Origin of the sequence: Clostridium rectalis, from assembly GCF_900626095.1 — a bacterium.
In the GTDB taxonomy this organism is placed as follows: Bacteria; Bacillota; Clostridia; order Clostridiales; family Clostridiaceae; genus Clostridium_AS; species Clostridium_AS rectalis.
In genome coordinates, this window is record NZ_UYZZ01000003.1 from 192,216 (window position 1) to 217,116 (window position 24,901).

General features: G+C 29.8%; 35 protein-coding genes, 1 tRNA gene, 2 pseudogenes, 1 riboswitch and 2 other annotated features. Of the genes and pseudogenes, 7 read left to right on the forward strand and 31 right to left on the reverse strand.

Annotation, left to right across the window (positions count from 1 at the left end; translation table 11 throughout):
- Window positions 1-172 precede the first annotated feature (172 nt).
- The 16 genes and pseudogenes from EJL03_RS06335 to EJL03_RS16025 all read right to left on the reverse strand — a co-directional run bounded on the left by EJL03_RS06335 (window position 173) and on the right by EJL03_RS16025 (window position 6,429).
- A complete protein-coding gene (locus tag EJL03_RS06335) occupies window positions 173-532 on the reverse strand; it encodes a hypothetical protein (RefSeq protein ID WP_125153125.1) in 360 nt (119 codons plus the stop codon).
- Window positions 533-615: 83 nt separating this feature from the next.
- On the reverse strand, window positions 616-1,329 hold the full coding sequence (locus EJL03_RS06340) for a hypothetical protein (protein ID WP_125153126.1): 714 nt from the start codon (window positions 1,327-1,329) through the stop codon (window positions 616-618).
- A 26-nt stretch (window positions 1,330-1,355) separates the two neighbouring features.
- Window positions 1,356-1,748 (reverse strand): replication terminator protein, encoded by a 393-nt coding sequence (locus EJL03_RS06345; RefSeq protein ID WP_125153127.1) that lies wholly within the window; start codon window positions 1,746-1,748, stop codon window positions 1,356-1,358.
- A 97-nt stretch (window positions 1,749-1,845) separates the two neighbouring features.
- Entirely contained in the window at window positions 1,846-2,469 is a 624-nt protein-coding gene (locus tag EJL03_RS06350) for an HNH endonuclease signature motif containing protein (RefSeq protein WP_125153128.1), read from the reverse strand.
- Window positions 2,470-2,474: 5 nt separating this feature from the next.
- Window positions 2,475-2,705: a hypothetical protein gene (locus EJL03_RS06355; RefSeq protein ID WP_125153129.1), complete on the reverse strand. Its 231-nt coding sequence runs from the start codon at window positions 2,703-2,705 to the stop codon at window positions 2,475-2,477.
- A 15-nt stretch (window positions 2,706-2,720) separates the two neighbouring features.
- Window positions 2,721-2,948, reverse strand: a pseudogene (locus EJL03_RS16395) (MazG nucleotide pyrophosphohydrolase domain-containing protein); the annotation flags it as partial.
- Between the two features lie 53 nt (window positions 2,949-3,001).
- Window positions 3,002-3,241, reverse strand: a complete 240-nt coding sequence (locus EJL03_RS06365) for an AbrB/MazE/SpoVT family DNA-binding domain-containing protein (RefSeq protein ID WP_125153130.1) — start codon at window positions 3,239-3,241, stop codon at window positions 3,002-3,004.
- A complete protein-coding gene (locus EJL03_RS16605) occupies window positions 3,238-3,360 on the reverse strand; it encodes a hypothetical protein (RefSeq protein WP_279222063.1) in 123 nt (40 codons plus the stop codon). The genes EJL03_RS06365 and EJL03_RS16605 overlap by 4 nt, the downstream gene beginning before the upstream one ends.
- A 1-nt stretch (window position 3,361) precedes the next feature.
- Window positions 3,362-3,613, reverse strand: coding sequence for a hypothetical protein (locus EJL03_RS06370; protein ID WP_125153131.1), 252 nt, complete (start codon window positions 3,611-3,613; stop codon window positions 3,362-3,364).
- A 13-nt stretch (window positions 3,614-3,626) separates the two neighbouring features.
- Entirely contained in the window at window positions 3,627-3,848 is a 222-nt protein-coding gene (locus EJL03_RS06375) for a hypothetical protein (RefSeq protein ID WP_125153132.1), read from the reverse strand.
- A 14-nt stretch (window positions 3,849-3,862) separates the two neighbouring features.
- Window positions 3,863-4,738 carry a Lin1244/Lin1753 domain-containing protein gene (locus EJL03_RS16260; protein ID WP_243108660.1) on the reverse strand — a complete coding sequence of 292 codons (876 nt, stop codon included), beginning with the start codon at window positions 4,736-4,738 and terminating at the stop codon, window positions 3,863-3,865.
- Window positions 4,739-4,750: 12 nt separating this feature from the next.
- A complete protein-coding gene (locus EJL03_RS06385) occupies window positions 4,751-4,942 on the reverse strand; it encodes a hypothetical protein (RefSeq protein WP_125153133.1) in 192 nt (63 codons plus the stop codon).
- A gap of 1 nt (window position 4,943) precedes the next feature.
- The gene (locus tag EJL03_RS06390; protein ID WP_125153134.1) at window positions 4,944-5,564 is read right to left on the reverse strand and encodes an ERF family protein; all 621 of its coding nucleotides are present in this window, start codon (window positions 5,562-5,564) and stop codon (window positions 4,944-4,946) included.
- Between the two features lie 4 nt (window positions 5,565-5,568).
- Complete coding sequence (locus EJL03_RS06395) at window positions 5,569-6,084, reverse strand: host-nuclease inhibitor Gam family protein (RefSeq protein ID WP_125153135.1); 516 nt, start codon at window positions 6,082-6,084, stop codon at window positions 5,569-5,571.
- A 55-nt stretch (window positions 6,085-6,139) separates the two neighbouring features.
- The gene (locus EJL03_RS16020; protein ID WP_164509019.1) at window positions 6,140-6,325 is read right to left on the reverse strand and encodes a hypothetical protein; all 186 of its coding nucleotides are present in this window, start codon (window positions 6,323-6,325) and stop codon (window positions 6,140-6,142) included.
- Entirely contained in the window at window positions 6,271-6,429 is a 159-nt protein-coding gene (locus tag EJL03_RS16025; RefSeq protein ID WP_164509020.1) for a hypothetical protein, read from the reverse strand. The genes EJL03_RS16020 and EJL03_RS16025 overlap by 55 nt, the downstream gene beginning before the upstream one ends.
- Before the next feature lie 73 nt (window positions 6,430-6,502).
- Here EJL03_RS16025 and EJL03_RS06400 point away from each other — a divergent pair, with 73 nt between their 5' ends.
- Complete coding sequence (locus EJL03_RS06400) at window positions 6,503-7,162, forward strand: hypothetical protein (RefSeq protein WP_125153136.1); 660 nt, start codon at window positions 6,503-6,505, stop codon at window positions 7,160-7,162.
- A gap of 2 nt (window positions 7,163-7,164) precedes the next feature.
- Here EJL03_RS06400 and EJL03_RS06405 read toward each other — a convergent pair whose 3' ends face one another.
- The 5 genes and pseudogenes from EJL03_RS06405 to EJL03_RS06425 form a co-directional block, all read right to left on the reverse strand.
- Complete coding sequence (locus tag EJL03_RS06405) at window positions 7,165-7,374, reverse strand: hypothetical protein (protein ID WP_125153137.1); 210 nt, start codon at window positions 7,372-7,374, stop codon at window positions 7,165-7,167.
- Between the two features lie 12 nt (window positions 7,375-7,386).
- Window positions 7,387-8,196: pseudogene (locus EJL03_RS06410) on the reverse strand (ORF6N domain-containing protein).
- A 35-nt stretch (window positions 8,197-8,231) separates the two neighbouring features.
- Complete coding sequence (locus tag EJL03_RS06415; protein ID WP_125153138.1) at window positions 8,232-9,023, reverse strand: phage antirepressor KilAC domain-containing protein; 792 nt, start codon at window positions 9,021-9,023, stop codon at window positions 8,232-8,234.
- Between the two features lie 13 nt (window positions 9,024-9,036).
- The gene (locus EJL03_RS06420; protein WP_125153139.1) at window positions 9,037-9,315 is read right to left on the reverse strand and encodes an excisionase family DNA-binding protein; all 279 of its coding nucleotides are present in this window, start codon (window positions 9,313-9,315) and stop codon (window positions 9,037-9,039) included.
- Window positions 9,287-9,529, reverse strand: coding sequence for a helix-turn-helix domain-containing protein (locus tag EJL03_RS06425; RefSeq protein ID WP_125153140.1), 243 nt, complete (start codon window positions 9,527-9,529; stop codon window positions 9,287-9,289). The genes EJL03_RS06420 and EJL03_RS06425 overlap by 29 nt, the downstream gene beginning before the upstream one ends.
- Window positions 9,530-9,737: 208 nt before the next feature.
- On the opposite strand from EJL03_RS06425, the gene EJL03_RS06430 reads away from it, so the two are divergent.
- Both EJL03_RS06430 and EJL03_RS06435 read left to right on the forward strand, forming a co-directional pair.
- Window positions 9,738-10,070, forward strand: coding sequence for a helix-turn-helix domain-containing protein (locus EJL03_RS06430; protein WP_125153141.1), 333 nt, complete (start codon window positions 9,738-9,740; stop codon window positions 10,068-10,070).
- 61 nt (window positions 10,071-10,131) lie between these two features.
- On the forward strand, window positions 10,132-11,295 hold the full coding sequence (locus EJL03_RS06435) for a tyrosine-type recombinase/integrase (protein ID WP_125153142.1): 1,164 nt from the start codon (window positions 10,132-10,134) through the stop codon (window positions 11,293-11,295).
- Window positions 11,296-11,374: 79 nt separating this feature from the next.
- On the opposite strand, the gene EJL03_RS06440 is transcribed toward EJL03_RS06435, so the two are convergent.
- The 3 genes from EJL03_RS06440 to EJL03_RS06450 form a co-directional block, all read right to left on the reverse strand.
- Window positions 11,375-11,449, reverse strand: a tRNA-Glu gene (locus EJL03_RS06440).
- A gap of 140 nt (window positions 11,450-11,589) precedes the next feature.
- A complete protein-coding gene (gene brnQ, locus EJL03_RS06445) occupies window positions 11,590-12,897 on the reverse strand; it encodes a branched-chain amino acid transport system II carrier protein (protein ID WP_125153143.1) in 1,308 nt (435 codons plus the stop codon).
- A gap of 155 nt (window positions 12,898-13,052) precedes the next feature.
- Window positions 13,053-13,273 (reverse strand) — a binding site (T-box leader).
- Between the two features lie 147 nt (window positions 13,274-13,420).
- Entirely contained in the window at window positions 13,421-14,272 is an 852-nt protein-coding gene (locus EJL03_RS06450) for a GHMP family kinase ATP-binding protein (RefSeq protein ID WP_125153144.1), read from the reverse strand.
- Window positions 14,273-14,422: 150 nt separating this feature from the next.
- Window positions 14,423-14,599, forward strand: a riboswitch (cobalamin riboswitch).
- Between the two features lie 101 nt (window positions 14,600-14,700).
- Between EJL03_RS06450 and EJL03_RS06455 the strand changes: the two genes are divergently transcribed.
- Genes EJL03_RS06455 through EJL03_RS06465 form a run of 3 tightly spaced genes read left to right on the forward strand, consistent with a single transcriptional unit; the run spans window position 14,701 to window position 17,540 of the window.
- Window positions 14,701-15,645, forward strand: coding sequence for an ABC transporter substrate-binding protein (locus tag EJL03_RS06455; protein ID WP_125153145.1), 945 nt, complete (start codon window positions 14,701-14,703; stop codon window positions 15,643-15,645).
- 18 nt (window positions 15,646-15,663) lie between these two features.
- Window positions 15,664-16,716, forward strand: coding sequence for a FecCD family ABC transporter permease (locus EJL03_RS06460; RefSeq protein ID WP_125153146.1), 1,053 nt, complete (start codon window positions 15,664-15,666; stop codon window positions 16,714-16,716).
- A complete protein-coding gene (locus tag EJL03_RS06465) occupies window positions 16,716-17,540 on the forward strand; it encodes an ABC transporter ATP-binding protein (RefSeq protein ID WP_125153147.1) in 825 nt (274 codons plus the stop codon). Before EJL03_RS06460 ends, EJL03_RS06465 begins: the two co-directional genes overlap by 1 nt.
- A gap of 56 nt (window positions 17,541-17,596) precedes the next feature.
- On the opposite strand, the gene EJL03_RS06470 is transcribed toward EJL03_RS06465, so the two are convergent.
- The 5 genes from EJL03_RS06470 to EJL03_RS06490 all read right to left on the reverse strand — a co-directional run bounded on the left by EJL03_RS06470 (window position 17,597) and on the right by EJL03_RS06490 (window position 21,225).
- On the reverse strand, window positions 17,597-17,851 hold the full coding sequence (locus tag EJL03_RS06470) for a FeoC-like transcriptional regulator (RefSeq protein ID WP_125153148.1): 255 nt from the start codon (window positions 17,849-17,851) through the stop codon (window positions 17,597-17,599).
- Window positions 17,852-17,855: 4 nt separating this feature from the next.
- The gene (locus EJL03_RS06475) at window positions 17,856-18,152 is read right to left on the reverse strand and encodes a DUF2325 domain-containing protein (protein ID WP_125153149.1); all 297 of its coding nucleotides are present in this window, start codon (window positions 18,150-18,152) and stop codon (window positions 17,856-17,858) included.
- A gap of 81 nt (window positions 18,153-18,233) precedes the next feature.
- The gene (feoB, locus tag EJL03_RS06480) at window positions 18,234-20,279 is read right to left on the reverse strand and encodes a ferrous iron transport protein B (protein ID WP_125153150.1); all 2,046 of its coding nucleotides are present in this window, start codon (window positions 20,277-20,279) and stop codon (window positions 18,234-18,236) included.
- A 41-nt stretch (window positions 20,280-20,320) separates the two neighbouring features.
- Window positions 20,321-20,560: a FeoA family protein gene (locus EJL03_RS06485; RefSeq protein ID WP_125153151.1), complete on the reverse strand. Its 240-nt coding sequence runs from the start codon at window positions 20,558-20,560 to the stop codon at window positions 20,321-20,323.
- A 59-nt stretch (window positions 20,561-20,619) separates the two neighbouring features.
- Window positions 20,620-21,225 carry a DUF3793 family protein gene (locus tag EJL03_RS06490; RefSeq protein ID WP_164509021.1) on the reverse strand — a complete coding sequence of 202 codons (606 nt, stop codon included), beginning with the start codon at window positions 21,223-21,225 and terminating at the stop codon, window positions 20,620-20,622.
- A gap of 247 nt (window positions 21,226-21,472) precedes the next feature.
- On the opposite strand from EJL03_RS06490, the gene EJL03_RS06495 reads away from it, so the two are divergent.
- Window positions 21,473-21,964 (forward strand): transglycosylase SLT domain-containing protein, encoded by a 492-nt coding sequence (locus EJL03_RS06495; RefSeq protein ID WP_164509022.1) that lies wholly within the window; start codon window positions 21,473-21,475, stop codon window positions 21,962-21,964.
- Window positions 21,965-22,009: 45 nt separating this feature from the next.
- On the opposite strand, the gene asnA is transcribed toward EJL03_RS06495, so the two are convergent.
- Window positions 22,010-23,032 carry an aspartate--ammonia ligase gene (gene asnA, locus EJL03_RS06500; RefSeq protein ID WP_125153154.1) on the reverse strand — a complete coding sequence of 341 codons (1,023 nt, stop codon included), beginning with the start codon at window positions 23,030-23,032 and terminating at the stop codon, window positions 22,010-22,012.
- A gap of 127 nt (window positions 23,033-23,159) precedes the next feature.
- Window positions 23,160-23,405: a binding site (T-box leader), on the reverse strand.
- Between the two features lie 91 nt (window positions 23,406-23,496).
- Window positions 23,497-24,843: an NADP-specific glutamate dehydrogenase gene (gene gdhA, locus EJL03_RS06505; protein ID WP_125153155.1), complete on the reverse strand. Its 1,347-nt coding sequence runs from the start codon at window positions 24,841-24,843 to the stop codon at window positions 23,497-23,499.
- Window positions 24,844-24,901 lie beyond the last annotated feature (58 nt).

A 24,901-nucleotide genomic window follows, 5' to 3' on the forward strand; every position in this document is an offset into this window, starting at 1 on the left:
ATTTGTCCCCTCCTTTTAAAGCCTTTATAGTTTTTCTTGTAAACCCTATCTACGTTTGCTGATGTATGTGCCAAAAAGTCCTGTTCTGCTTTTTGGCTTTTCTCTTTTTTCTTTCTTGCAATAATTCATACGTTATTAAAGCTTTTTGCCTATTTGTCACTCATATCACTCCTCAATACAATTTTCCGCCCATACAAGCCCGTATAATATCTTCTTTTTTATATCTATCTATGTGCTTGTCTATTATTTTTACCAATCTTTTAACTGATACGTTACTTATATTCAATATTTCTTTTATCCCTTCTTCTGTGTAATCTTTATTAGTAAACTTTTCAAACAACATATTTTGAAAAATTAATTTATACTTGACGTCTATTTGTCTGTTTTTATGTGGGCTATTGTTACCTGTATGGTGTTCTTTGCATAAATAGATGTAATTATACTTGCAATGTTCTAAAGCTTTCTGTTGGCTTTTAAACACAATATGATGGCACTCTGAATTAGGTTTCCCACATACTGTACATTCCTTCATTTACTATCCTTTCTTATTTGTCATTTGATTTTCATATGAGAATACAGATATACGACTGTACTCCCATATGAAGTTATTTATTATTAAGCTATTATTTTAATATTTTTCATTTCTTTTAACTCTTCCTGTAAATATTCTTTTATATTCTTAATTGCTTGATTTCTCCAAGCTCCTCCATCAGCTTCAAAAATAGCCGCCATAGGTCCTTGTTGCATTCTGAATATAAACTTACTTGTCGGCTGTTGTACCTCTGGGAATGTTCTATATGGTGCTAATGCTACTGGATTAGGTACTACTGCTTGTCCTACGCTTGCTACACCGGTTTTTATTGTCACCGCTTGAGATACTCCATCATCACCTGTGCTTTTTACTGCTTCATCTTTTACAAGACCTGTGTATTTTAATAGTACATCCTTATCTCCAATATCTACAAAACTACTTTGAAGCATAATATTAAATTGCTCTGTACTTAAAAATCTATTGTATACAATGTTATTAGGTAATATTGCTTCTGCTTGAATGTATTCTTCTCTTTCCCTATCTGTATTTAAGGGACTATAGAGTCTTACTTGAACATGGGACTTAACTTGAACTAATAGTTGCTCTGGTAATCTATCAAGATTTGATTTAATGTAATCTACAAATCCAGTAAGTGTTGATACTGTTAAAGTTGATGCTTTTGGTAATTTTACTCTACTTAAATTTACAGTTGTGAATAATCCTTGCTCAGTGTCAATTAATACCTCTTTTTCTTCTCCTAAACCTACTAAATATTCTAATCCTTCTTTATTAATCATTTTTCATTCCTCCAATTTTATTTTTATTATTTTACTAATTTGATACCTTTAAGATCTACTTCTTTTTCTTCTGCAGTAGTTAATACTTCTCCAGTTTCTTCATCAACTCTTAGAACACTTTGTCCTGGTACTTGCTTCTTATACTCACTTGCAAGTATTCCACCTTTCCCGTCTGTTCCTATAACAATTTTAGCTGCCAATGGTTTTGTTGGTGCTAATTTAGGTTTGGCAACTATCGATACCTCTGCCAATTCTCTATCTTCTCCACTAGCAAATGTCATATCTACAGTTAATTTTCTTTTAGTTTTCCATTCTGTATTAGGGTCAGCAATGTTTTCTAGCACCTCCTTTAATGCCATATTGATTTTTTCTGCCAATGCTCCATCAGCAAAGGTTTCTAGATTAATCATCTTTTCCATAACATTGTTCCTCCTTCTGTATTAGCGTTTTATTATACTCACACACTGTAAGTATAAATATATCCATAGTTAGCCTATACCTACAGTATTTAGTTATCTAACTTTCTTCTTTCCTTTGTCCTATTTTGCTATACAAATCTGCTATAATTACTCCTGTTCTAGTTAAATCAGCATCATTTTGTATTAACTTATTCTTATTTAGTATCAATAACTGTTGTCTTGACACCAAAATTAAATTATCTATATCAAAATTCTGTGAGTTTTTATCACCAAAGATAACTGCATATCCTTTCGGAACTGGTCCATTATATTTTTCCCAAATTACCTGTTGCTTTAACCTCCATTTATTAGGCTCTTCTACTTTAATTTCTGTATATCCATCTACTGTTATTCTTTCACTTCCTACCGCTCTATGATTTATTGGAGTGCTACCTTTCTTAAACCATGTTTTTTCACATCCTTTGGCATATACACCTTTTATTCCTTTATTAGCTGGCACATTTCCCTTCTTAAATTGTCCTGTAAATCCAGTATTTAATTTATATCTACTTATTGCACCTTTTATTTGGCCTAAAGTAAGATTTAAATCAAATTTTTTATTTATAAAATTCTGGATTTCCTTATAATGATGTCCTGGTGTTATTTGCTTAAGATATTCTTTTTCTTCTTTACTCCATATATGAAGAACTTTGTTTTTACTTCCGGTTGTTCTCCCTGCCATATCTATTACCCCTCCAACATTTTAGGCAACTTAGCATCTGCATCTAGCCTATTATCCATAACCTTTTTAGCATCCAACACTAATGAACCATTACTTATTATCTTAGATGCAACTTCATTTACTGCTTTGGCTCTATTTATCTCTTCTACAAGTGCTTCACCTTTTAACTCTTCATCACTTAATCTCTCCAGCTGAGCAAATAGATGGTTATTTAAATCACCAAGTGTATTTCTCATTTAAAATACTCCCTTCTAATTCCAGTTAAATACTTGAAATATTATCATCTTTTTACTTTTCCAACCTCTTTTTCTTAACTTCTTCAAGTGCTTACATATAATCTGCTTTAGACTATATTTTTCTTCCTCTAAGGTATCTAACATACCTATGGCCACCTGTATAACATCTAAAACTTCCTCTGCTATATGTTCTTTATCTCCCTCTTGTATTGCTTCTAATACTTCTTTTGTTTCCTCTACAAGTTTGTCTGCTTGTTTTCCCTATGTATCTTTTTTATTTAATATCACTAAATGCACTACTTTTTCAACTCCTTTAAACAACTCTTACAAACATTTTTCCCTTTAAAGTTTATAACCTCACTTGCCTCACTGCAGAAAATACAAGCTGGCTCGAACTTCTTTAAAACAATTGTTTCTCCTTCTGTGTAAATTTCTAGTCCGTCACCTTCTTCTAAACTTAAAGTTCTTCTTAGTTCCTTAGGAAAGACTATCCTTCCTAATTGGTCCATTCTTCTCACAACTCCAGTTGATTTCATAATTTATTCCTCCTACTTATAATTTTTTCTTTTTTAACTACTTCTTTAAGATAACCTTGCCAGTTACCACCCTTAAAATAAATTTTAAGCACCTCGTTAATAACATCTTTATTCCCCATTTCAATCCCTTTCTGGCATTTGGAACACAAATTCCTTTGTTGTCCTTTTTTTATTATTTATGCTATCAAAGCTAGTCCCCTTCATTATCCTGTCTTGTATCATATCCAACACTTCTACAGCTCTTTTTTCGTTTGGATATTCTCCAAGTATTACGGTTGTACTCCCATTTAAGCTAGCACCTATTTGATTTGTACTTCTTACTACACAATTAAATTGCCCTAAAATTAATTTATCTTGACTTCTAATCCACATATTATGCTCCCTTCTATTTTCTTAAATCTGATATTTTAATTCCCCTTAAAGACATATTCCAAAATTCTTGAGTAATGTGTTCCTTTAGCTTTTCTCTAATTTCTTTTAAATCTAGGCTGTTCTCTAAGTCTTCTATTCTTCTGTTTAGCTTGTCTACTTCCTTTGCTACATATACACTAGCACTTAGTACTACAGTTATATTAGCTATAAGTAATGTGCCTATTAAAATTTGCATAATTTATTCCTCCTCTAATATCCTAAAAGTTTCTTTTCTAAATCATCGAAGTCATATTCTCGTTGTCCGCCATAGCTATTAAATCCATCTATCTTGGCACCATTTTTATTCCGTTCCTTATTATTTCTTCTCTTAAACTCTTTATCTAATGTTTTAACTTCTTCTACAGTTTTTATGTTATTTTCTAGCCAGCTATGTAAGATAGTTTTAACATAATTTATAGTTCTTACCCCGTTCTCAACTGCCTTTTCTAAAGCTAGTATTATTACTTCTTCATTTAGTCCATCTTTTTCAAAACTATTTAAAGTTTCTAGTTCAAATTTAGTTATGAGATGAAAATTATTATTAAAAAATTCAACATAACTTTTTTTAACATTATCATTACTATTATTGTTTTCTTTACTTTTCTTTACTTTACTTTCCTTTACTTTACTTTGGGGATTAATGTTGTCATTTATTCCGTTAATGTATACAATAATCAAGTTTTTGTATACATTAACTGTGTCTTGGTTTAAAAGTAAGTATTCTTTATACATTTTTACCTTTTGCCTACGACCTACTGCTTCTAAATATCTTCTCTGCACACCCTCGGAAGTAAGAATTTTGTACGTTTTTAGCATATCACCATTAAATAATCCCCACTTTGCACAATCATTAATGATTACATTAACTCGATTAATGTCAACATTAACCCTCTTTGAGAAGAGTAATTGTTCCTTTTCAGTCCACTCATAGAAGTAACTGTTCTTATAAATCTTCATTAACAGTTTAACTACTATGGCAAAACCAACTATGCCATGTTGTGCTTCTATAAGTGCTACTTTATCATCTTGGTCCATGTCTACATCAAGTGGAAAATAATCTAGTCCGTTCTTTTGTGGTCTTGCCAATTAATCTCCCTCCTAAATATCCTCTTTGTACTCCTCTATAATTAAATTAAGTAATTTATCTTTATTTTTTTGATTTATTAATGCTATTTGAATTTTTGCCATTATCTCCTGGATAATTTCATCTTTGGTTCTAAGCAGTTCTTCTTGCTTTTCTAATTTCTCTACAAAATCAGAAGAAAATGTGTGTAGTTCTTTTGATAACATATTACCCCTCCTTAGCCTTTAATTTCTCATATCCGTTGCAAACTGTATCATATTCACTTTTGGTTAATTGCTTTATCTCTTTGTTGAATTTAATTTTTACTTGGTCTTTTACTTTATCTCTACTAATTCCAGCACTGTAGGCTATAGCATATAATCTTTTTATCTGCGCTTCACTTAACTCTATACTTGTAGTTTTTTTATTTGAGTTAGGTTTATTTTTAGTTTTCTCACCATTGTTTGTTGTGTCACTATCTTTATTATCATCAATGGCAAACAAACCATTTAAAGCGTATTTTCTTGCGTAGGAACTAACACTTCCAGTAACTTGTGCTAGATCCATACCTTTTTTAGTTTCATCTTCTCTAGCTAGTGCACTTGTTTGTATCTTTTCTCCTTTTTCTATGTCTATAAAAGTAGCTGTGGCTTTTATATAAAATCTATTATTTATTTCTATAACCTCGTCTGTTATAGAAACTATCGCCTTATTTTCTTTCAAAAGAGGTTTTAGGCTTTCCAATATATCTTCACAACTCCTATAATTGTACTTTCCAAAAGAATTATATTGGCTTTTAGGTGCTTTCAAACTTGTCTGCACGTTCATAAGTTTTTCATATACATTCATACTTTTATTCCACCTTTATGGTTATTTTCTCTTCCTCTGTTATCTCTATTCCGGGAATTATTTCTCCTGTATTTGTGTCTATACCATCTTTAAATGTCTTTTTTATTGTAGACTTGTCCAGTTCTTCCTTAAGTCTTATAAGGTCGTCATATCCGTTTTTAGCCGCCCACTCTATTACTTCTTTGTCGTTGTAACTCCATTTCTTAGACTTTCTACTGCTTATCTTTCCGTAAGGTGTATTTACCTTTGCTTTTGGATTTTCTTCTTTTAGTTTTCTGTAATATTCAGTCAATATAGTTTCAAAATAAACTATATTACTTTCTGCAAGTTCATTTTCTTTTCTTTCCCATGCATTTATTCTTTCTTTTTCTTGTTCTGCAAGGGCTTTATTTTCTCTAACCTGTTCTTGCAATGCTCTTATCTTCCTAAAGCACCAATTAGCACTATCTAAACTGTCAACTTTAAAACCTTGTACCTCTTGTAATTCATCTATTTCATTTTTTAATAATTTATTTATCACTTTACATTCCCTCCATTTTCTTATAAAATCTATTTAGTATCTTTAAAAATATTTTTCATTTGAGCTGTTGGCGCAGCTCTTTTTCTTTTTCTAATTTTAGATACAATTTTTTAAGTTGTTCTAAGGTTAAATCTTCCAAGTCGAATACTGCTTGTCCAGTTTCTACATTATAGATTTTGCTACCATCTAAATTATATTTATTAGGAAAATTAAAGTTGGTATTAAAAGTGCTAATTCCCATCCTTCCGCCTCCTCTCTAGCTACTTTTCTTACGCTAAACATTACTAAAACTGTTACTGCAACTAGACTATATATACTTAGCACAAACCTGCCTGTTGCGGTCACATTATCACCTCCTATATCTTTTACTGCTTGTCCCCTTTGTGGTAAAATCTTCTTAAGAAAGGGATGTGGAATAATGTCAACTATTTATGATGTCTTAAAAATACAGAAAAATATTGCTAGTCAATTTTCTAAACTAAAAATACCCGATTCTGTATTCAATAATGCTACGTTACAAAATCTTGCTAAAGTACAATCACAATTTAATATGTGCTATGGGTTAGGTAGAAATTTTGCTGAACTTTTAGCTAAGCACCAAGAAACTTTAAATAGTTTCTCCCAACAATTTTCTAATAGCACTTTTTCTGAAACACTTACTACTACTTTTTCACAAAACATGAATCGTATTTTCAATCAACTTCCTAACATATATAAAAGGCTTGATTTAGACCTAAATATACCTGAAATTAATACTAATGAATTAATAGAATCAATAAATGATCTCTCCCATCACATACAATATGTTATTGATGAACCTACCGATATAGATTTATCATATACTGCGGTTATGCCAGCTGATGTAGAATCAAGTAAAACATTTGATTGGAAATTTTTAATTATGTTTATAATAAGCTTGCTTAGTCTCTTTATCCAAATATCAAATACAATTGATGCAAATAATCAATCAAAGGAAAATGCTGAAATTCAGGCTAAAAATATTGAAACCCAAACTAAAATTGTTAATATACTTGAACAAATAAATGATTGCTTAAATGATATAGAAAAGACTCCTTAATATTATTCAGATATATAAGTTTCTATTTCTAAAAGTATTTTTTCACCTTTCTGTAAAAATACTTTTTCTTTTTTTATTAATTGATTGTAATGATATATGCTGATACCATTAACAATCGAAGTAATTATTGTTATTGTAACTAGTGCAGCTGTGAGCTTTTTTACTTTTTTAAGCTTATTCTGCACTAGTTGTGTTATAAATTCTTTTTCCATGATTCTCACCTCCTATGCAATCTTATATTTAATAGCTGTTTCTTTAACTATAGCTGTGTAAATCTCTATAAGTTTCTTATCATCTGCAATTACATCCAGAAAGTTAAGTTCACCAATCTTACTCTTAGCAGTTCCATTCAGAGCCAATCTAGCCCTCATGTTCTCTAACCTTCTTTTTAAATCTACTCTAGCTCTTTCATTTAAAGCCTTATATACTTGCTCTTTTGGCTTAGAGTAATCTTTGGCTTTAAAACATATTTTAGTCATTAATCTATTAGTTTCATTCCTCCAACTTTGTGATGGTCTTATCTCTACTACATCCCTTATAGCTTGTACCTCTTCTTTAGTTTCTTGCACTGCTACATTTAATTTCTTTTGTTCCAGTTCTGTAGTTGCTATTGCTTTAAATAAACTATTAAACATTTGCAATTCTGGACTAAGCTGATTTACTTCTACCTTTTTCTCCTTAACTCTAAAGTAATTTTCCTCTAAGTTGTCGAACTGCTCCCATGCTTTATCAGTATCTAATATTTTGCAATGTCTATTTGCTCCTCTTTCTGTCCAGAGATATAAACTTGAAGCCCTTTTCCCAACTAGGTCAATATCATTGACTTGGTTCTTGAATCCCCTTAATTCCTCGCCTTGTAAAAAATAATAATGTTTACCTTTTATGAAATTGCCTTTGTGATTTTAAAAATTAGCTTGAATATTATTTATATCAGTTTCATATATTTCAGCTAGTTGCTCTGTTGTTAAAACTCTTTTTCCGCCTATTTCTGTTATAGGTTGTCCATTTTCTATGTTTAAAATTACTTTATCCATGCTTTTACCTCCTAATAATTTTTTATATTCTCCACCTACATAATCCCCTTAAATTTATTTATAAAATATACCTGACCTTTACCAGTTATCTTAGGCGTCTTAGATATACTTATATGTCCATCTGAATGTGTTATTGAAGTTTCTTTAACCTCAAATAATTTAAGTTCCATAGATTTTTGCGTAGGCATATTGTAGTCCATACCCTTTCTCTTTATTAAATAGCCTTTATTTCTTAGCCATATGAATAATCTTTTAGCACCCATGTCTATGCCATTTTGTTTTATAATCTTTGCTAAATCTCCAACTAAGATTGAAGTTTTAGATGCTTGTACACTATCTGCAAAAATAACTTTTGGCTTCTGTTCTTCTAGTTGTTTCTTTTGCTGTGTATTTTGTTGCTGTAATAGTTTCTTTTCTTCTTTCTCCTTCTTAAGTTCTGTAGCTACTTGTATTAACAAGTCTGGATTGTCTAGTAATTCATCCTTGGCATACATACCGTGCTTTCTTATAGATGGAAGCACTTCATCAGTTACCCAATTGGTAAATTTCTCCGCACTAGGCTTGTTGCTTCTAAATATTAACTTATAAACTCCACTTTCCGTAAGGAAGTTTTCGCCTGCATTATTCAATTTTCGGATGTTACTTTCTTTCACATCTAAATTTTTTAATTTAATAACTTGCTTGTTGCTCATATTTGATACTGCTTTTCTAACTGCGCTTTCAGTTAGTCCTAAACATTCCCCAACATTATATGGGTTAAATAATGCTTGTCCTTTAAATTCCAAAACTTCAACTTGTTTATCTTCAAACCTCATAATATTGTTCATTATCTCCCCACCTTCAAATAGATATTTTTTCTTTACTTACTTTATCTAGCCATTCATCTAAAAGTTCTTTATTAACCAAAAACTTCTTACCTACTTTAAAAGCAGGGAAATCATTTTTAGCATGTGCTAACTGCAATAACTTATCCCTTCCTATTCCACTATACTTGCAACATTCCTCTATGGTTAGAGTAGCTTTTTCAACAGCTTTAGCTTCTTCAATAGCTTCCTTTATTATTTCTTTTAATTGCTTATTGCTTAAAGATTTAGTTACTTCCATTATCTTTGCTTTCATCAATATCCCTCCTATTTTTAACATTGCATATAACAGCTTCCCCTAGTTCTTGTTCACTGCATTTATAAACAAATAACATTTTTGATAAAATTTTATTTGTAGGAACTCTCCCTTTGTTTTCATAGCGACATACAGATTGATAATTAATACCTAGTTTTTCAGCTGCTTGTCTAATGCTTAAATTCTGTCTTTTCCTTAATGCTTTAAAATTCATTTTTCTTGCCTCCCTTCGCTTTAAATTCTATCCCCATTTTGGAGACAACGCAAATCTGTCTAGCTATGATTTACGGCGAATAAATGAGAATATTTAAGTAAATCTTTGTTTTTCTCCATTCGTCTCCATTTTGGAGATAAGATTAAGTTTGCTTATAGTCTCCAAAATGGATATAATATAATTATGCTAAACGGAAGGAGGGTTGACTATGGAGCAACATGAAATACTACTAAAGTTAAGAACTGATTCAAATCTTACTTTAGATGAATTAGCTAAAAAAACAGGCATAAGCAAAAATATGCTTTGGCATTTAGAAAAAGGTAATAGAACCGGGACTATAGACACGTTAAAAAAATTGTCCCAGTTCTATGGAGTTTCTCTAGATTATATTACAAACAACTCAAATAGAATGTTTTTAGTAGATGATTTTATTAAAAAATTGGTTGATGATAAGGTTATAAATGATGCTAATAATATTCCTGAGGAAGTAGAAGAAGAAATTCTAAATCTAATAAAATTAAAAATTAAAAAGCTTACTTAAAAAGCAAAGCATACATTCTGATAAAAGAATGTATGCTAAAACAATAATGAAGGTGATTGGAATGGCACGCAAGATAAATTATAAAAAAAATGGTAAAGAGTATTTTCGAGTTACTGTTTCAATTGGAAGAGATAGTAATGGTAAACTTATACGAAAAGAATTTTATGGCAAATCAAAAAAAGAAGCTGAAAATAAAAGAGACGAATATTTATCTGGAATAAAGAATGGCTTAAATATTGACTTTAGTAATTGCGAATTTGGCAAAACATTTTTTAATTGGCTTTTTGAAGTGATGAAAGTAAAAGTTAAACCTTCTTCTTTCCAAAAATATGAAGGCATCTATAGAAATTATCTAAAAGACACCCAAATATATGGAATAAAATTAAAAGAATTGAAAACTCTACAATTGCAAAGACACTATAACAACCTATTTAAAAATGGCAAGAGTAGTAATTCTATAAAAACTTTAAATAAGCTATTAAAAACATTTTTTAATTATACAATTGATGAAGGTTATATTCTAAAAAACCCATGTTTAAAAATAGCTATCCCTGGAGCAAATGAACTTAAACAAAAACATAAAGAGATAGAAATTTTTACAGATGGAGAAATATATAAACTAAGAACAGAAACAAGGGATAGCAGACTACATGCTTTAATTTTAATGGCACTTGGCACAGGGCTAAGACAAGGCGAACTCTTAGCGTTAACCTGGGATGATATAGATATGGGAAACAAAGAGGTTACAGTAAACAAAAGCATCAAACGTGTAAAAATTATAAATGCCGACGGAACATATGAATATAAATTTTTAGTTCAGACTCCAAAAACTAAAAATTCTATAAGAAATGTACCTATCCCATCTAGCTTGACACCTGTATTAAAGAGTCATGCAAGAAAACAGCTCCTTGAAAAAGTAAAAGCTGGTCCTGCTTATAATGAAAATAATCTTGTATTTCCCAATATATTTGGTAATCCAACAAGTGTAAAAAACTTATTTAAAAGTTATAAAAGTTTATTAAAAAAAGTAGAAATTAAACATAAAAAATTTCATTCTCTTAGACACACTTATGCCACAAAATTATTTGAGAAAGGTGTTTCACTTAAGACAGTACAAATTTTATTAGGACATTCAGATATATCTATAACAGCAGATATATATACTCATGTAATGCCTAAAGAAAAAATAAATGCTGTTGAGAAATTAAATGATTTGTTTGGATAAGAAACTAGTGTGGGAAAAGTGTGGGAAAATAAAAAAAACTAAGAAGTTTAAACTCTTCAAACTCCTTAGTTTCACGCTTTGGTAGCCCCTAGGGGAATTGAACCCCTGATTCCACCTTGAGAGGGTGGCGTCTTAACCACTTGACCAAGAGGCCATATCATTTACTTACAGCGCTTCTTTATTATATTACATTAATATGGAATAGTCAACAAAATTACATCATTTTTTGTAATTTTTATTAGAATATAAAGTAAGGTTTATAATTTATTTAAATCCTAAACCTTACTATTTGTATTAAACTACTTTTTTACAGTTTAATTCTTCTTTATTACCCTTAAATAATACCCCTCCTATTAATCCTCCTATTAAAGCAGGTATTATCCAAAAGAATCCATAACTTGCAAAAGGCAATTTATTAATTATATTTGTTACTAATTCAACATTTATTCCAATGGACTCTAGTGAGCTAAATATACTCACAAATAAAGCACCATAAACAGCCCCTGCATAAATATTATTATTCTTTATATATTTATCAAACAAACTCATTACTATCAAAACTATAACTACAGGATAAGTTGTAACAAGTACTGGTACTGCCAACTCTATTATAGTATCAACCCCATAATTTGAGATTGCACAACTAAATATACATATAATAGTAACAATTAATTTGTAACTAACTTTCCCATTACTTAGTTTGCTAAAATAATTACCTGCAGTTGCAGTAAGTCCAACCGCCGTAGTTAAACATGCAATAGATATAGCTATTCCAAATATTATTTTACTAGAACTTCCAAGCAGTCTCTCCATTACAAATATAAGAAGGCCTGTTCTTGTAGCATCTTTAGGTGCTACACCACTTGCTGTGGAACCAATATATACAAGTCCTCCATAAACAAATCCAAGGCATATTGCAGAAATTATTCCAGATTTAACAACCATCCTTATTTGGTCTTTTCCATTTTTATATCCTTTTTTTATTAAACTTTGTATAACCATTTGTGCTACAATTATAGATCCTATAGCATCCATAGTTTGATATCCCTCTGTAAACCCTTTAGAAAATGGTTTGTCTATCATTGTATTTATAGGCGCCCCCATAGGAACAAATATGGCCTTTAATATTATAGCTACTAATGTTATTAGTAGAAATGGTGTAAGAATAGTTCCAACTTTATCTACTACACTACTTTCATTAATTACAAATATAAGAGTAATAGTAAAATATAATATAGAAACAATTACTGGGCTGACATTGGTAAATAAGGGCTCTACCCCTAATTCAAATGTGGTGGCACCTGTTCTTGGTATACAAAACATTGGTCCTATTGATAGCATTATTATTGAACATAATATTTTCCCAAAATTATTACTCACCTTACTAGTTAATTTATCTGTAGTACCCCCACATACAGCCACAGAAATAATACCAATAAGCGGCAAACTTATACAGGTAAGAAGAAACCCTACCATTATCCATATCCACTTATCCCCTGCAACAAATCCAAGAGTAGGTGGAAATATTAAATTACCTGCACCAAAAAATATAGAAAATAATGCAAAACCTGTTATTAAAATGTTTTTTGAATCTTTATTCATACTTAACCCCCTATTACTTAAAAATTTTATGAAAAAAGCATTCATCCCTAAAGGGACGAATGCCGTGGTACCACCCTAATTATTTATATTCAAAATAGCTTTACCTAAAAAATACTATATTTTTATATAAATTTGAATATAAAAAAACGTCCCTCTAAAGGGACGAATATTTTCGCGGTACCACCCAATTTGATATACAAATCATCTCTATCCTTAATAACGTTAGGAAACCGGCACGGCTTAATTATCTTTATTTAATAAGATGTTCAGCCTACGATTCGGAAATGAATTTTCTCTATAGTCCTAATACGGTTCTCACCTACCACCGTCTCTCTTTACAATTTCTATAGTTACTTTTTTTCCTCATCATCTTTTAATTATAAAATTATTAACATAAATTTTATATAAAAATTCACATTAATACAAGTTAACTTTTTCTTATATATAGCCAATACATCAAATTACATTTGATTTCTTATACATTGTTGTTATATTCTATAATTTCCTATCTATTTGATTATATTTATTTAAATTTCATATTATTATATATATTACTTAAAGTTTTTACATTGTAAATCCTATAATCATTAAGATACATTGAATATTTTTCTATAATCCTTCTATCTATATAATCTTCATATATTATACCTAGCGCATCCCCACTATGAGCGCCTATTATTCCATATCCACCAATATCCTTTTTTATACTATTTAAAATACTAAGTATATTGTAGTTTAGTCTATTTTGATTTCTTTTAATGCTTTCTTCCGAACAATATGCTACTTCTTTTACATTATTTTCTTTAATTGCTTTCTTAAATTTTTCTATTAAATCCTCTACGTTTTGTAATGGGGGAAGACTTTTCCTATTAAACTCTAATGTATCTACTGTTCTTTTACCTTCAAACACTAATATATTAAACTCCATATAATTGCCTATTTTTTCTTTATAAATTCCTTTTTTATAGTCAAATATATTTAATTCTTTAAAGATTATACTGTCACTTGGTTCAATCTTTATACAATTTCTAATCAATTCATCCTCTTTAAAATTTTTGTTAAAAAGTTTTAAAAGCCCATAATATACCCCACATAAATCCGCAGTACTACTGGCGAATCCTTTTCCTTTTGGAATATTAGACTGAATTAAAATATCTAAATTTTTATTATAACTTTCTAATCCCCATTCAATTAATAAATTATTTAAAAACTTTACTGACTTTAAATTGTTAAATTTATAAATAGGTTTCTTACTTTCAATTATTTTTACCTTAGTAAATATATTTATTGGACATGAGCATAATATATCTATACCATTTAAATTTCCCTGAAGAATTTCTCCAAAACTCCCTGGATAGTATGTAACTGTTTCCATAAACTAGTCTCCTTATAATTTTTTATGTTAGTATTTATTTTATCAATGTACTTTTGGTATGTAAATACATAAATTTTAAACCACTATTATATGAAAATCTTATTTTATTGACAGTAAATAAATTTAATGATAAACTCAATTCGAGTTATTAGAATAATTCACTTAATAGGTACCTTTCAGGTTTAAAAGGGAAAGAAGTTTAATGCTTCTGCGGTCCCGCCACTGTAATGAGGAGTATATTAACATTTTGCCACTCAATGCTATTGGGGAAGGCGTTAATATATGATGAATCTTAGCCAGGATACCTGCCTATAGTGTGATATGTAAACATTTAGCTTACGAGGATAAGCTTATGGTTTAAAAGAGATTAAACCATTATCTTATTTTAGGTAATGGTCTTTTATTTTATACAAACTAAGGAGGAAAAAATGTTTAAAAAGAAAAAAATACTATCATTAATCTTAACACTCTTATTTGTATTTTCATTAGCAGCTTGTACTACAAATAAAAATACTGAAAACAAAAATACTAATGAAAATACCATCAGTGAAACAAAATATCCATTAACAATTAAAGATTCTTACAATAGAGAAATAAAATTAGATAAAGAACCCGAAAGAATAATTTCTTTAGCTCCCAACATAACAGAAACTATATATGCTATAGGGAAAGATAATAAATTAGTGGGAAGAACTGATTTTTGTGATTATCCTCAAAAAGTAAAAGAAGTTACTTCTATTGGTGGTCTGCAAGATCCAAATATTGAAAAAATAGTAGAGTTAAAACCTGATATAGTTATCGCATCAACACACTTTAAAAGAGATGTTTTAAAGAAGCTAGAAGACCTTGGAATAAAAGTGGCCGTATTATATGGTGCTGAAGATTTTGAAGGTGCTTATAATACTATTAAATCTGTTGGAAAATTATTAAACTCAAATAAAAAGGCCACAGAAACTATTAAAAATATGAAAAATAAAGTAGATGGTGTTATAAAAAAGGTTGCTGGTAAACCTACTCCTTCTGTTTATTATGTTGTATCCTTTGGTAAAACCGGAGATTTTACACCAGGAAAAGATACATTTATAGATAAGTCCATAACAATGGCTGGCGGAAATAATTCAGCTTCAGATGCAGTAGAGTGGAAATATAGTTTAGAAAAATTACTAGAAAAAAATCCTGATATAGTTATTTGTTCTAAATATTTCAACACAAAAGATAGTTTTAAATCCACTAATGGCTATAAAGATTTATCTGCAGTGAAAAATAATAAACTATTTGAAATTGACAATAATATGCTTGATAGACAAGGTCCAAGATTGGCTGATGGACTTGAAGCTTTAGCAAAAATAATTCATCCTGAAGCTTTTAAATAGAATGAAAAGAGGATTCCTATGATATTTGCTAATAACAAACGACATTATGCTATATTATTCATCCTTTTACTTATAGTATTGTTTTTTATAACAATATTATCCAGTACTCTAGGAATTGCTAATATAACATTCATTAAAACATTAAAAATTTTAATATGCAAAATGCCTTTTATAGGAACACTTGTAGATGTCACTAACATTTCCAATACACATAAATTAATTATTTTAAATATAAGATTACCTAGAATAGTAATATCTTCATTAATTGGAGCCGGTTTATCTATAGTAGGAACCTCCTTCCAAGCTATTTTTAAAAATCCTATGGCAGATCCTTATGTACTTGGAATATCCTCTGGTTCTGCCTTGGGTGCTTCTATTGCTATAGTAATAGGTTTTCAAGCAAGCTTCCTAGGTTCCAATATTATTACGATATTTGCATTTGCCGGTGCAATGCTGACAACTTTTGTTGTTTATAATATTGCTAAAGTGGGTACAAAATTACCTACCAATACATTACTATTATCTGGAGTATCAGTAAGTTTTCTTTTGTCTTCACTTATATCTTTAGTAATGATATTTAATAGAGAACAAATAGATCAAATTGTCTTTTGGACTATGGGAAGTATATCATCTGCAAATTGGAAACAAGTGTTTACTCTAACTCCTTTTGTATTTATAGGCAGTATAGTAATTTTTTTATATGCTAAAGATTTAAATTTAATGCTTACAGGAGATGAAACAGCTACAAGTCTCGGTATCGAAGTCCATAAAGTTAAAAAGATAATACTTATTTTATCATCTGTTATAGTTGCTTCTTGTGTATCTGTTAGTGGTGTTATAGGCTTTGTAGGTCTTATAATTCCTCACATTATAAGAATTATGGTAGGGCCAGACCATAGAGTATTAATTCCTTTTTCGGCCCTTGGTGGTTCCATATTTATGATAATTTCAGATACCCTTGCTAGAACCTTGATACCACCTGCTGAAATACCTGTAGGTGCCATAACATCAATTTTTGGAGCTCCTTTCTTTATATACCTATTGATAAAAAATAAAAAGAAGGTGATATAATGAACCCTAAGGAAAATCCTATAATAAATATTCGAAATCTAAACTATAGTTATTCAAATAAAGCCATATTAAAAAATATAAATATTTCCTTAGAAAAGAATAAATTTTATAGCATTATTGGGCCCAATGGTTCTGGTAAAACAACCCTTCTTAAAAATATATTAAGAGTAGTTCCAATTAAAAAAAATAGTATTTATATTGAAGGAGATGACATTGTAAATCTATCTACAAAAGATTTATCAAAAAAAATTGCATCTGTACCTCAAAATACTATGATAGACTTTGATTTTACTGTAATGGATATTGTATTGATGGGTAGAGCCCCATATTTAAGCAGACTTAAAAACGAAACTGAAGAAGATTTAATAGTAGCAAAAGAATCAATGGTTATGACATCTACCTGGCATCTTAAAGATAAATTAGTAAATGAACTAAGCGGTGGTGAACGTCAAAGAGTTATTATCGCTAGGGCCTTAGCACAGCAAAGTAAAATAATTTTATTAGACGAGCCCATATCTAATTTAGACATTCAACACCAAGTAGATATATTAGATACAATTAAATTCTTAAAGAAGGATATTACTGTAATAGCAGTGCTACACGATTTAAATCTTGCAGCCCAATACAGTGATGAATTAATTTTGTTAAAAGAAGGTAAAATAGTTTCAATGGGAGAACCAGAAAAAGTCTTAAATAAACAAACTATAAAGAATGTATACCATGTGGAAACATATATATTAAAAAATCCAATCACTGGTAAACCCCATATAATACCTATAAGTGACCACTTTGTTAAAAGCAAAACAAATTTAACTGCACTATAAAAAGACTGTTGCTAAAAGCAACAGTCTTTTTATATCTATATATATTTAATTTTATACTATTTATTTAAAATAGATTTCCCTTTTTGTGAAATTGTCCACATATTCATTTTTATATTACTGCAATGACAACTTCCAGTACAACCACTACAATCACATGATAATTCTCCATTAGTCTGCTCTATATATCCCATTTGTATTAACTGATCCATTATCCCCTCTAGCATAGATTCACTTAAAGAAAGCTTTTTACATATTTCCTCTTTGGATTTTAATTCTCCTGCTGCTATTTCTTTTAATACTTTTGTTAACATATATTCACCTCATCTTATAATCATCTATAAATTCCTTTATAACCTTTTCCATATGAACCCATGAACGTTTTGAATATAATATCTTAGTGTTATTTTTCTTTGATTTAGCTTTTATTATTTCTGCCACTTTATGGTTTATAAAATCTGTAAGTATTAAAACCAAATCCATTTTTACCGGTATATCTATTTTCCTATCGGAGTTTCTTCTGCCTGTTACATGTTTAATATTATCAAATCCGCTATTTTTTAAGTTGTCCTTTATATTTCCTAGTCTGTCTCCCCCAATTACTAATACACTCACAAAACTCTCCCTCCTTTACCTCAATGATATAGATAATCATTTTCATTGTGCCCTTGTACTAATTCCTTATACCCTTAATGATTAACTAAAACCCAACATTTTTCCTATTTGATAAACTAAAACCGCCATAATCCAAGCTATTACAGTGGTATATAAAACTGTAAACCACGCCCACTTAGCAGAGTTCGTTTCTCTTTTAACAGCTGCTATAGCCGCTGCACAAGGTGCATATAACAAAGTAAACACCATAAATGAAATTGCAGAAAGAGGTGTGAATATTTGTCTTACTTCTTGTATAAGTTCTACTCCTTCAGATGCCACTCCATACACAGTTGCCATAGTTCCTACAACAGCTTCCTTTGCTCCAAGCCCTGTTATTAAAGCCACTCCTGATTGCCAATTTCCAAATCCTGCTGGTTTAAATATAGGTGCAATTGCAGATCCTATAATACCAAGTATACTATTCTCACTTCCTGGTTCTACTCCAGCTGGTAAATTAGATAAAGCCCAAACTAATACTACTATACCGAATATTATTGTACCTGCTTTTTTAATAAATGCCTCTGATTTTTCCCACATATGAATTATAACGCCTTTTATAGTAGGTATACGATATGGTGGAAGTTCCATTACAAAATAGGACTGTTCTCCTTTAAATAACGTACTACTAAATATCTTCCCCATAAATATAGCCATTATTATTCCTAGAACATATAATCCAAAAATTATGATACCTGCTTGTGAAAATATACCTATCTTTTTCTCTTCAAAAAAGGCTGATACAAATAAAGCGTATACTGGTAGTCTAGCTCCGCATGATATAAACGGATTTATAAGTATACTTACCATTCTGTCTTTTTTACTTTCCATAGTTCTTGTAGACATTATTCCTGCTACATTACATCCACTTGATATAATTAAAGATACTGCTGTTTTACCATGTAACCCTATAGAACTCATAAACCTGTCCATAACATATGCTGCTCTTGCCATATATCCACTATCTTCTAACAATGATATTAGAAAATACATAGTAAATAGTAATGGAACAAATACAATAACAGCCCCCATACCTCCAATAACAGCATCAACAACAAAAGATTGTAAAAGTTCTGGACTATTAACCATCGCTTCTGATGCCCACTCTCCTAAAAATGCAAATCCTTCATCTATAAATCCGCCTAAGAAATCATTACCAAAGGTTATTGTAATCTGATACATTAAAAACATTATTGTTGCAAATATAGGTATTCCCCAGATTTTATGAGTAATAACCTTATCTATTTTATCTGAAGTAGAGAGTATCTTCCCACTTGGTTTTTTAACAGAATTTTTAGTAGCTTCTGCAATAAAGTCATATCTCATATCTACAATATAAGCTTCCGGTTCATAACCTATAGATTTAGTTAAAGTACTTATACTTGTTTTAACTTCATCCATTAGCCTTTTATTTAAACCATTTTCATTTATTTTATTTACTATATAAGCATCATTTTCTAAAAGTTTTAATGCAGTCCATTCAGCTGGATATCCAAGAGATACTGGACTATCAATTATTATATTTTTTAAATTTGTAATTTCTTTTTCTATTTCTTTTCCATAGTCCATTTTGAATGACAATTGTTTTTTATTTTCTCCTAATTGTATAGTCTTTTTTAGAAGATCTTTTACACCCTCCTTTTTAATAGCTATTGTAGGCACTGTATGTATACCTAATTTTTCTGAAAGTTTAAATTCATCAATATCTATATTCTTATTTTTAGCCTCATCCATCATATTCAATGCTAAAACAACATTGGTGTTCATTTCCATAAGTTGAGTTGTTAAATATAGGTTTCTCTCTATATTAGTAGAATCCACTACATTTATGACCACATCAGGACTTCCCTCTAATATAAAATTTCTGGCCACAACTTCATCCTCTGAATAAGCCCCCAGACTATATGTTCCTGGTAAATCCACAACTGTAATGTTCCTTCCTTCAAAAGTTAATCTACCTTCTTTTTTCTCTACAGTTACTCCTGGCCAGTTACCTACATGTTGTTTTGCACCGGTAAGTGCATTAAACAAACTTGTTTTACCACAATTAGGATTACCAACTAACGCAATTACTAATTCTTTTTTCATTTATACCCTCCATCCTTTTACTACTAAATTACATACACTTTCTAAAATCTTTCTACTAATACATCCTTTGCTTCATTTTTTCTTAGAGTTAAAACATATCCCCTTACACCTATTTCAATAGGGTCTCCCATAGGAGCTTTTCCTTCCATGAATACATCTGTTCCTCTCACAATACCCATATCCATAAGTCTTCTTCTAACTCTACTTTCTGGCGCTATGCTAACTACCTTAGCTTTATCACCAATTTTCAGCTGATCTAACTGAATTACTGATTCATTCATTATATCACCCCTTCTGATATTGATACTCATTATCATATTATTTATAAAAAATATATCAACTAACCCTTATCCCATGCATGAATATCAACTTCTTCTTTTATGGTTTTTAATGCTTTAATTTTAGCTTCATCATAATTCTTAAATGTTTTTACAGCTTCCTTTAAATTATGATATACCTTCCAATATCCACACATTAAACAAGGCTTTTTTGATGACTCCATAAAACAAATTACATCTGATAAAGGTATGCCTAAAAATATACCTATTTCATGAGGACATGATATTTCATATCTGCTTTTTAATAATAATAAATGCTCTTCTATACTCATATAATTTTTATACCCAAATTCATTTAAAAAATTTATATGCTCCTTTTTAAATAAATTTGTCTGTAGTTTATCTTCTTTATAAAAAAGCACTGTGTGAGTATCCCCTGTATCTTTTATATGAAAAGCTTTTATATTAAAATATTGTAAAAATTCTTCTCCATATTTTTGCCATAAATCATATAAATTTTTATTATTTTTAGAAAAACTTATAATTGAAGATGGCTTATCTTTATATATAGTAGGAGCTATGTTATAACTAATCATTGAAAACATATACTCTTTATCTTCTAAATCCTTTATCATTTGTAAAGTTGTTATAATTTCTACCTTTGACATAAATATCATCCTTTGCTTTATTGATATCGATTATCATTCTCGTACCATTGTAATACATATTTTCATTTTTGTAAATAGAATAAACAGTATTTTTTTATTCTACTAGTAAATATCTATAACTTTAATCCCTTTTTATTTATTACAATAATGTAAGTTCTTAATATATATTGTAAGTCTATTAAATGGTTTATAACCTAAAAATATATTATTATTTAGCTATAAAGAAATTATGAAAGGAGATAAATTCATGAAGAAACTTATAGGAATTATAATTATATGTGTTATTTTAATAGGGGGATATTTTACTACTAAATCTATATACCCTTTAAAATATAAAGATTCTATAACTAAGTATTCAAAAGAGTTTAATGTTGACCCATACTTAATATGTTCAATTATATTTAGTGAAAGTGGCTTTAGAGATAGTTTATCAACATACTCTCCAGGGGGAAAAAACGGAGTAATGCAAATATCCGACGATACAGCACAAAAATGGGCTAAAGAGATTGGACTTAAAGATTTTGATGTTAAGTCTATATCAAATCCTGATATAAATATAAAATTAGGCTCCTGGTATCTTTCAAAAATATCAAAGAACTCTAAAAATACAGAGGATTTAGTAGAAAAATGGATGACTAGAAATAATAATTCTTTAAATGATGATGCAATAAAAAATTATTCTAAAACATTAACAAGCACTGAAAAGATGTATAAGATATTATATAAAAACTTAAAATAAAATTAAGGTTAATTGGTGTATACCAATTAACCTTAATTTTTTCTTTTATAAAAGTTTCATCCCATGTTTTCCACATATTTCTATCATTTCTTCTGGCCATATTGATGATTGTACTTCACCAATATGTGCTTTCTTCAAAAAAAACATACATATTCTTGATTGTCCAAGCCCACCACCAATGGTATATGGTAATTTTTTTTCTAATAATAATTTATGAAACTCCAATTCCTTTCTATCCTCACATCCAGATAACTTTAACTGTTTAATTAAAGCTTCTTCATCAACCCTAATTCCCATAGAAGACAATTCAAATGCTTTATTTAAAATTGGATTCCAGAAAAGAATATCCCCATTCAATTCCCAGTCATCATAATCCGGTGCTCTTCCATCATGCTTTTCTCCAGATGTCAATGTTTTTCCTATTTTCATTAAAAATACCGCTTTTTTTTCTTTAGTTATAGCATCTTCTCTTTCCTTGGGTGTAAACTCTGGAAACATATCCTCCAACTCTTGTGAAGTTATAAAAGTTATTTCCTCTGGAAGTACTTCATTTAAAAATGGATAAATATTGCATATATATTTTTCTGTTTCTTTAAAAGCTTTATAAATTTTTTCTACAGTTTCTTTAAGATAAGATTCGTTTCTATATTCTTTTGTTATAACTTTTTCCCAATCCCATTGGTCCACATAAATTGAATGAATATTGTCTAAATCTTCATCTCTTCTTATAGCATCCATATCAGTATATAAGCCTTCCCCAACAGAAAAGTTATATCTATATAAAGCCATTCTCTTCCATTTGGCTAATGAATGTACTATTTCCGCTGGAGCCTCATTATCATCTTTTATAGTAAATGTAACCGGTCTTTCAACTCCACTTAAATTATCGTTCAATCCTCTGTCACATCTTACAAATAAAGGAGCTGAAACTCTAACTAAATTTAGCTTTTCTGCTAATGTATTCTCAAAAAAATCCTTTAATTTCTTTATAGCTACCTCAGTTTCCTTTAAATCTAATTGTGTTTTATATTCCTTTGGTATTATAAGTGCATCTTCATACTTACTCATTATTTATTCCTCCTAATTCAAGTAAACTAATTTTAAATTGTCATTTTTTTAATAGCGCTATCTATTTATTTAATATCTACTATATAATAGATTTTATTTAACAATATAAAAAAACCTTTCATCCCCATAAAGGGACGAAAGGTTGAATTCCGCGGTACCACCCTAATTAGCTTATATAAAAGCTCATCTTCAAAAAACATCTATCAATGTTCTCCAGATATAACGGCCTGGTTCCGTCTAAGCCTACTCTCATAACTAGATTTGGGTTAGAGACTCTGAGATGTTCTTCAGTATAAACTTCGTATCAACCTCTCACCATCGTTGATTCGCTTTAACTACATTTTATACTTACTCTTCTCTTCACTGTCTTATACATAAATTTTAAATTTAATTATTGATTTACATTATAAATGGTAGTTTCCATAATGTCAATAGTAATTTATGAATATATTATAAATTATGAATTATACTACCCCCTGTTCCATCATAGCATTAGCAACTTTTATAAATCCTGCTATATTAGCTCCTACTACTAAATTGTCCTCACAATCATATTTTTTAGCAGCCTCACTTGCATTTTCATATATATTTATCATTATTTCCTTTAATCTTCTGTCTACCTCCTCAAAACTCCATGATAATCTCATACTATTTTGAGCCATTTCAAGAGCTGATGTTGCAACGCCTCCTGCATTAGCAGCTTTAGCTGGAGCAAAAAGTATATTGTTGTCTATAAAAATTTCTACTGCTTTTGAGCTACATGGCATATTTGCTCCTTCTCCTACTAGTATTACTTCATTTTCAACCAAAATTTTAGCAGCTTCTTCATCAATTTCATTCTGAGTTGCACAAGGAAGAGCCACATCACATTTATTTGTCCATATCCCCTTACATCCTTCGTAATACTTAGCCCAGGATCTATACTTTACATATTCTGAAATTCTTTTTCTTTCCACTTCTTTTATTTGTTTAACAACTTTTAAATCTATTCCTTCACTATCATAAATATACCCATTTGAATCACTGCAAGCCACTATTTTCGCTCCTAATTCTTTTGCCTTTTCCATAGCATATATAGCTACATTACCAGAACCAGAAACTACAACTGTCTTTCCCTTTAAACTCATATTTTTATCCTCTAACATTCTCTCTACAAAGTAAACTAGTCCAAAACCTGTAGCCTCTTTTCTAACTAAACTTCCACCATAAGCTAGTCCTTTTCCTGTTAAAACTGCAGCTGCAAATTCATTTTTTATTCTTTTATACTGTCCAAAAAGATATCCTATTTCCCTTCCTGAGACACCTATATCTCCTGCTGGTACATCTGTAAACTGTCCAACATGTCTATATAATTCAGTCATAAAGCTTTGACAAAACTTCATAATTTCTTTATCAGATTTTCCTTTAGGATCAAAATCTGACCCACCTTTGCCTCCTCCTATAGGGAGACCAGTTAATGAATTTTTAAATATTTGCTCAAAACCTAAAAACTTTACAATACTAGAATTTACTGTTGGATGAAATCTAAGCCCACCTTTATACGGTCCTATAGCACTATTGAATTCAACTCTAAATCCTCTATTTACTCTTATATTTCCATTATCATCTAACCACGGAACTCTAAACATTATTATTCTTTCTGGTTCAACTAATCTTTCTATAATACCTTCTTTAATATATTCATTATGTCTATCTAACACTGGTATTAATGATTCTAAAACTTCTTCAACTGCTTGATGAAATTCCGGTTCATTAGGATTTCTTTTTACAACCTGTTCAAATACTTGTTTTACATATTCTTCTGCGTTCATAAAAAACTACCTCCTGCATATGCACTTTATTCGCTTAATAAAGCACTTTAAAGAATTT

Bases quoted from the DNA above. Each gene is read 5' to 3' on its own strand.
- EJL03_RS06335 (WP_125153125.1), bottom strand. From the start codon at position 532: ATGAAGGAATGTACAGTATGTGGGAAACCTAATTCAGAGTGCCATCAT.
- EJL03_RS06340 (WP_125153126.1), bottom strand. From the start codon at position 1,329: ATGATTAATAAAGAAGGATTAGAATATTTAGTAGGTTTAGGAGAAGAA.
- EJL03_RS06345 (WP_125153127.1), bottom strand. From the start codon at position 1,748: ATGGAAAAGATGATTAATCTAGAAACCTTTGCTGATGGAGCATTGGCA.
- EJL03_RS06350 (WP_125153128.1), bottom strand. From the start codon at position 2,469: ATGGCAGGGAGAACAACCGGAAGTAAAAACAAAGTTCTTCATATATGG.
- EJL03_RS06355 (WP_125153129.1), bottom strand. From the start codon at position 2,705: ATGAGAAATACACTTGGTGATTTAAATAACCATCTATTTGCTCAGCTG.
- EJL03_RS06365 (WP_125153130.1), bottom strand. From the start codon at position 3,241: ATGAAATCAACTGGAGTTGTGAGAAGAATGGACCAATTAGGAAGGATA.
- EJL03_RS16605 (WP_279222063.1), bottom strand. From the start codon at position 3,360: ATGGGGAATAAAGATGTTATTAACGAGGTGCTTAAAATTTATTTTAAG.
- EJL03_RS06370 (WP_125153131.1), bottom strand. From the start codon at position 3,613: ATGTGGATTAGAAGTCAAGATAAATTAATTTTAGGGCAATTTAATTGT.
- EJL03_RS06375 (WP_125153132.1), bottom strand. From the start codon at position 3,848: ATGCAAATTTTAATAGGCACATTACTTATAGCTAATATAACTGTAGTA.
- EJL03_RS06385 (WP_125153133.1), bottom strand. From the start codon at position 4,942: ATGTTATCAAAAGAACTACACACATTTTCTTCTGATTTTGTAGAGAAA.
- EJL03_RS06390 (WP_125153134.1), bottom strand. From the start codon at position 5,564: ATGAATGTATATGAAAAACTTATGAACGTGCAGACAAGTTTGAAAGCA.
- EJL03_RS16020 (WP_164509019.1), bottom strand. From the start codon at position 6,325: ATGGGAATTAGCACTTTTAATACCAACTTTAATTTTCCTAATAAATAT.
- EJL03_RS06400 (WP_125153136.1), top strand. From the start codon at position 6,503: ATGTCAACTATTTATGATGTCTTAAAAATACAGAAAAATATTGCTAGT.
- EJL03_RS06405 (WP_125153137.1), bottom strand. From the start codon at position 7,374: ATGGAAAAAGAATTTATAACACAACTAGTGCAGAATAAGCTTAAAAAA.
- EJL03_RS06415 (WP_125153138.1), bottom strand. From the start codon at position 9,023: ATGAACAATATTATGAGGTTTGAAGATAAACAAGTTGAAGTTTTGGAA.
- EJL03_RS06420 (WP_125153139.1), bottom strand. From the start codon at position 9,315: ATGAAAGCAAAGATAATGGAAGTAACTAAATCTTTAAGCAATAAGCAA.
- EJL03_RS06425 (WP_125153140.1), bottom strand. From the start codon at position 9,529: ATGAATTTTAAAGCATTAAGGAAAAGACAGAATTTAAGCATTAGACAA.
- EJL03_RS06430 (WP_125153141.1), top strand. From the start codon at position 9,738: ATGGAGCAACATGAAATACTACTAAAGTTAAGAACTGATTCAAATCTT.
- EJL03_RS06435 (WP_125153142.1), top strand. From the start codon at position 10,132: ATGGCACGCAAGATAAATTATAAAAAAAATGGTAAAGAGTATTTTCGA.
- brnQ (WP_125153143.1), bottom strand. From the start codon at position 12,897: ATGAATAAAGATTCAAAAAACATTTTAATAACAGGTTTTGCATTATTT.
- EJL03_RS06450 (WP_125153144.1), bottom strand. From the start codon at position 14,272: ATGGAAACAGTTACATACTATCCAGGGAGTTTTGGAGAAATTCTTCAG.
- EJL03_RS06455 (WP_125153145.1), top strand. From the start codon at position 14,701: ATGTTTAAAAAGAAAAAAATACTATCATTAATCTTAACACTCTTATTT.
- EJL03_RS06460 (WP_125153146.1), top strand. From the start codon at position 15,664: ATGATATTTGCTAATAACAAACGACATTATGCTATATTATTCATCCTT.
- EJL03_RS06465 (WP_125153147.1), top strand. From the start codon at position 16,716: ATGAACCCTAAGGAAAATCCTATAATAAATATTCGAAATCTAAACTAT.
- EJL03_RS06470 (WP_125153148.1), bottom strand. From the start codon at position 17,851: ATGTTAACAAAAGTATTAAAAGAAATAGCAGCAGGAGAATTAAAATCC.
- feoB (WP_125153150.1), bottom strand. From the start codon at position 20,279: ATGAAAAAAGAATTAGTAATTGCGTTAGTTGGTAATCCTAATTGTGGT.
- EJL03_RS06485 (WP_125153151.1), bottom strand. From the start codon at position 20,560: ATGAATGAATCAGTAATTCAGTTAGATCAGCTGAAAATTGGTGATAAA.
- EJL03_RS06490 (WP_164509021.1), bottom strand. From the start codon at position 21,225: ATGTCAAAGGTAGAAATTATAACAACTTTACAAATGATAAAGGATTTA.
- EJL03_RS06495 (WP_164509022.1), top strand. From the start codon at position 21,473: ATGAAGAAACTTATAGGAATTATAATTATATGTGTTATTTTAATAGGG.
- asnA (WP_125153154.1), bottom strand. From the start codon at position 23,032: ATGAGTAAGTATGAAGATGCACTTATAATACCAAAGGAATATAAAACA.
- gdhA (WP_125153155.1), bottom strand. From the start codon at position 24,843: ATGAACGCAGAAGAATATGTAAAACAAGTATTTGAACAGGTTGTAAAA.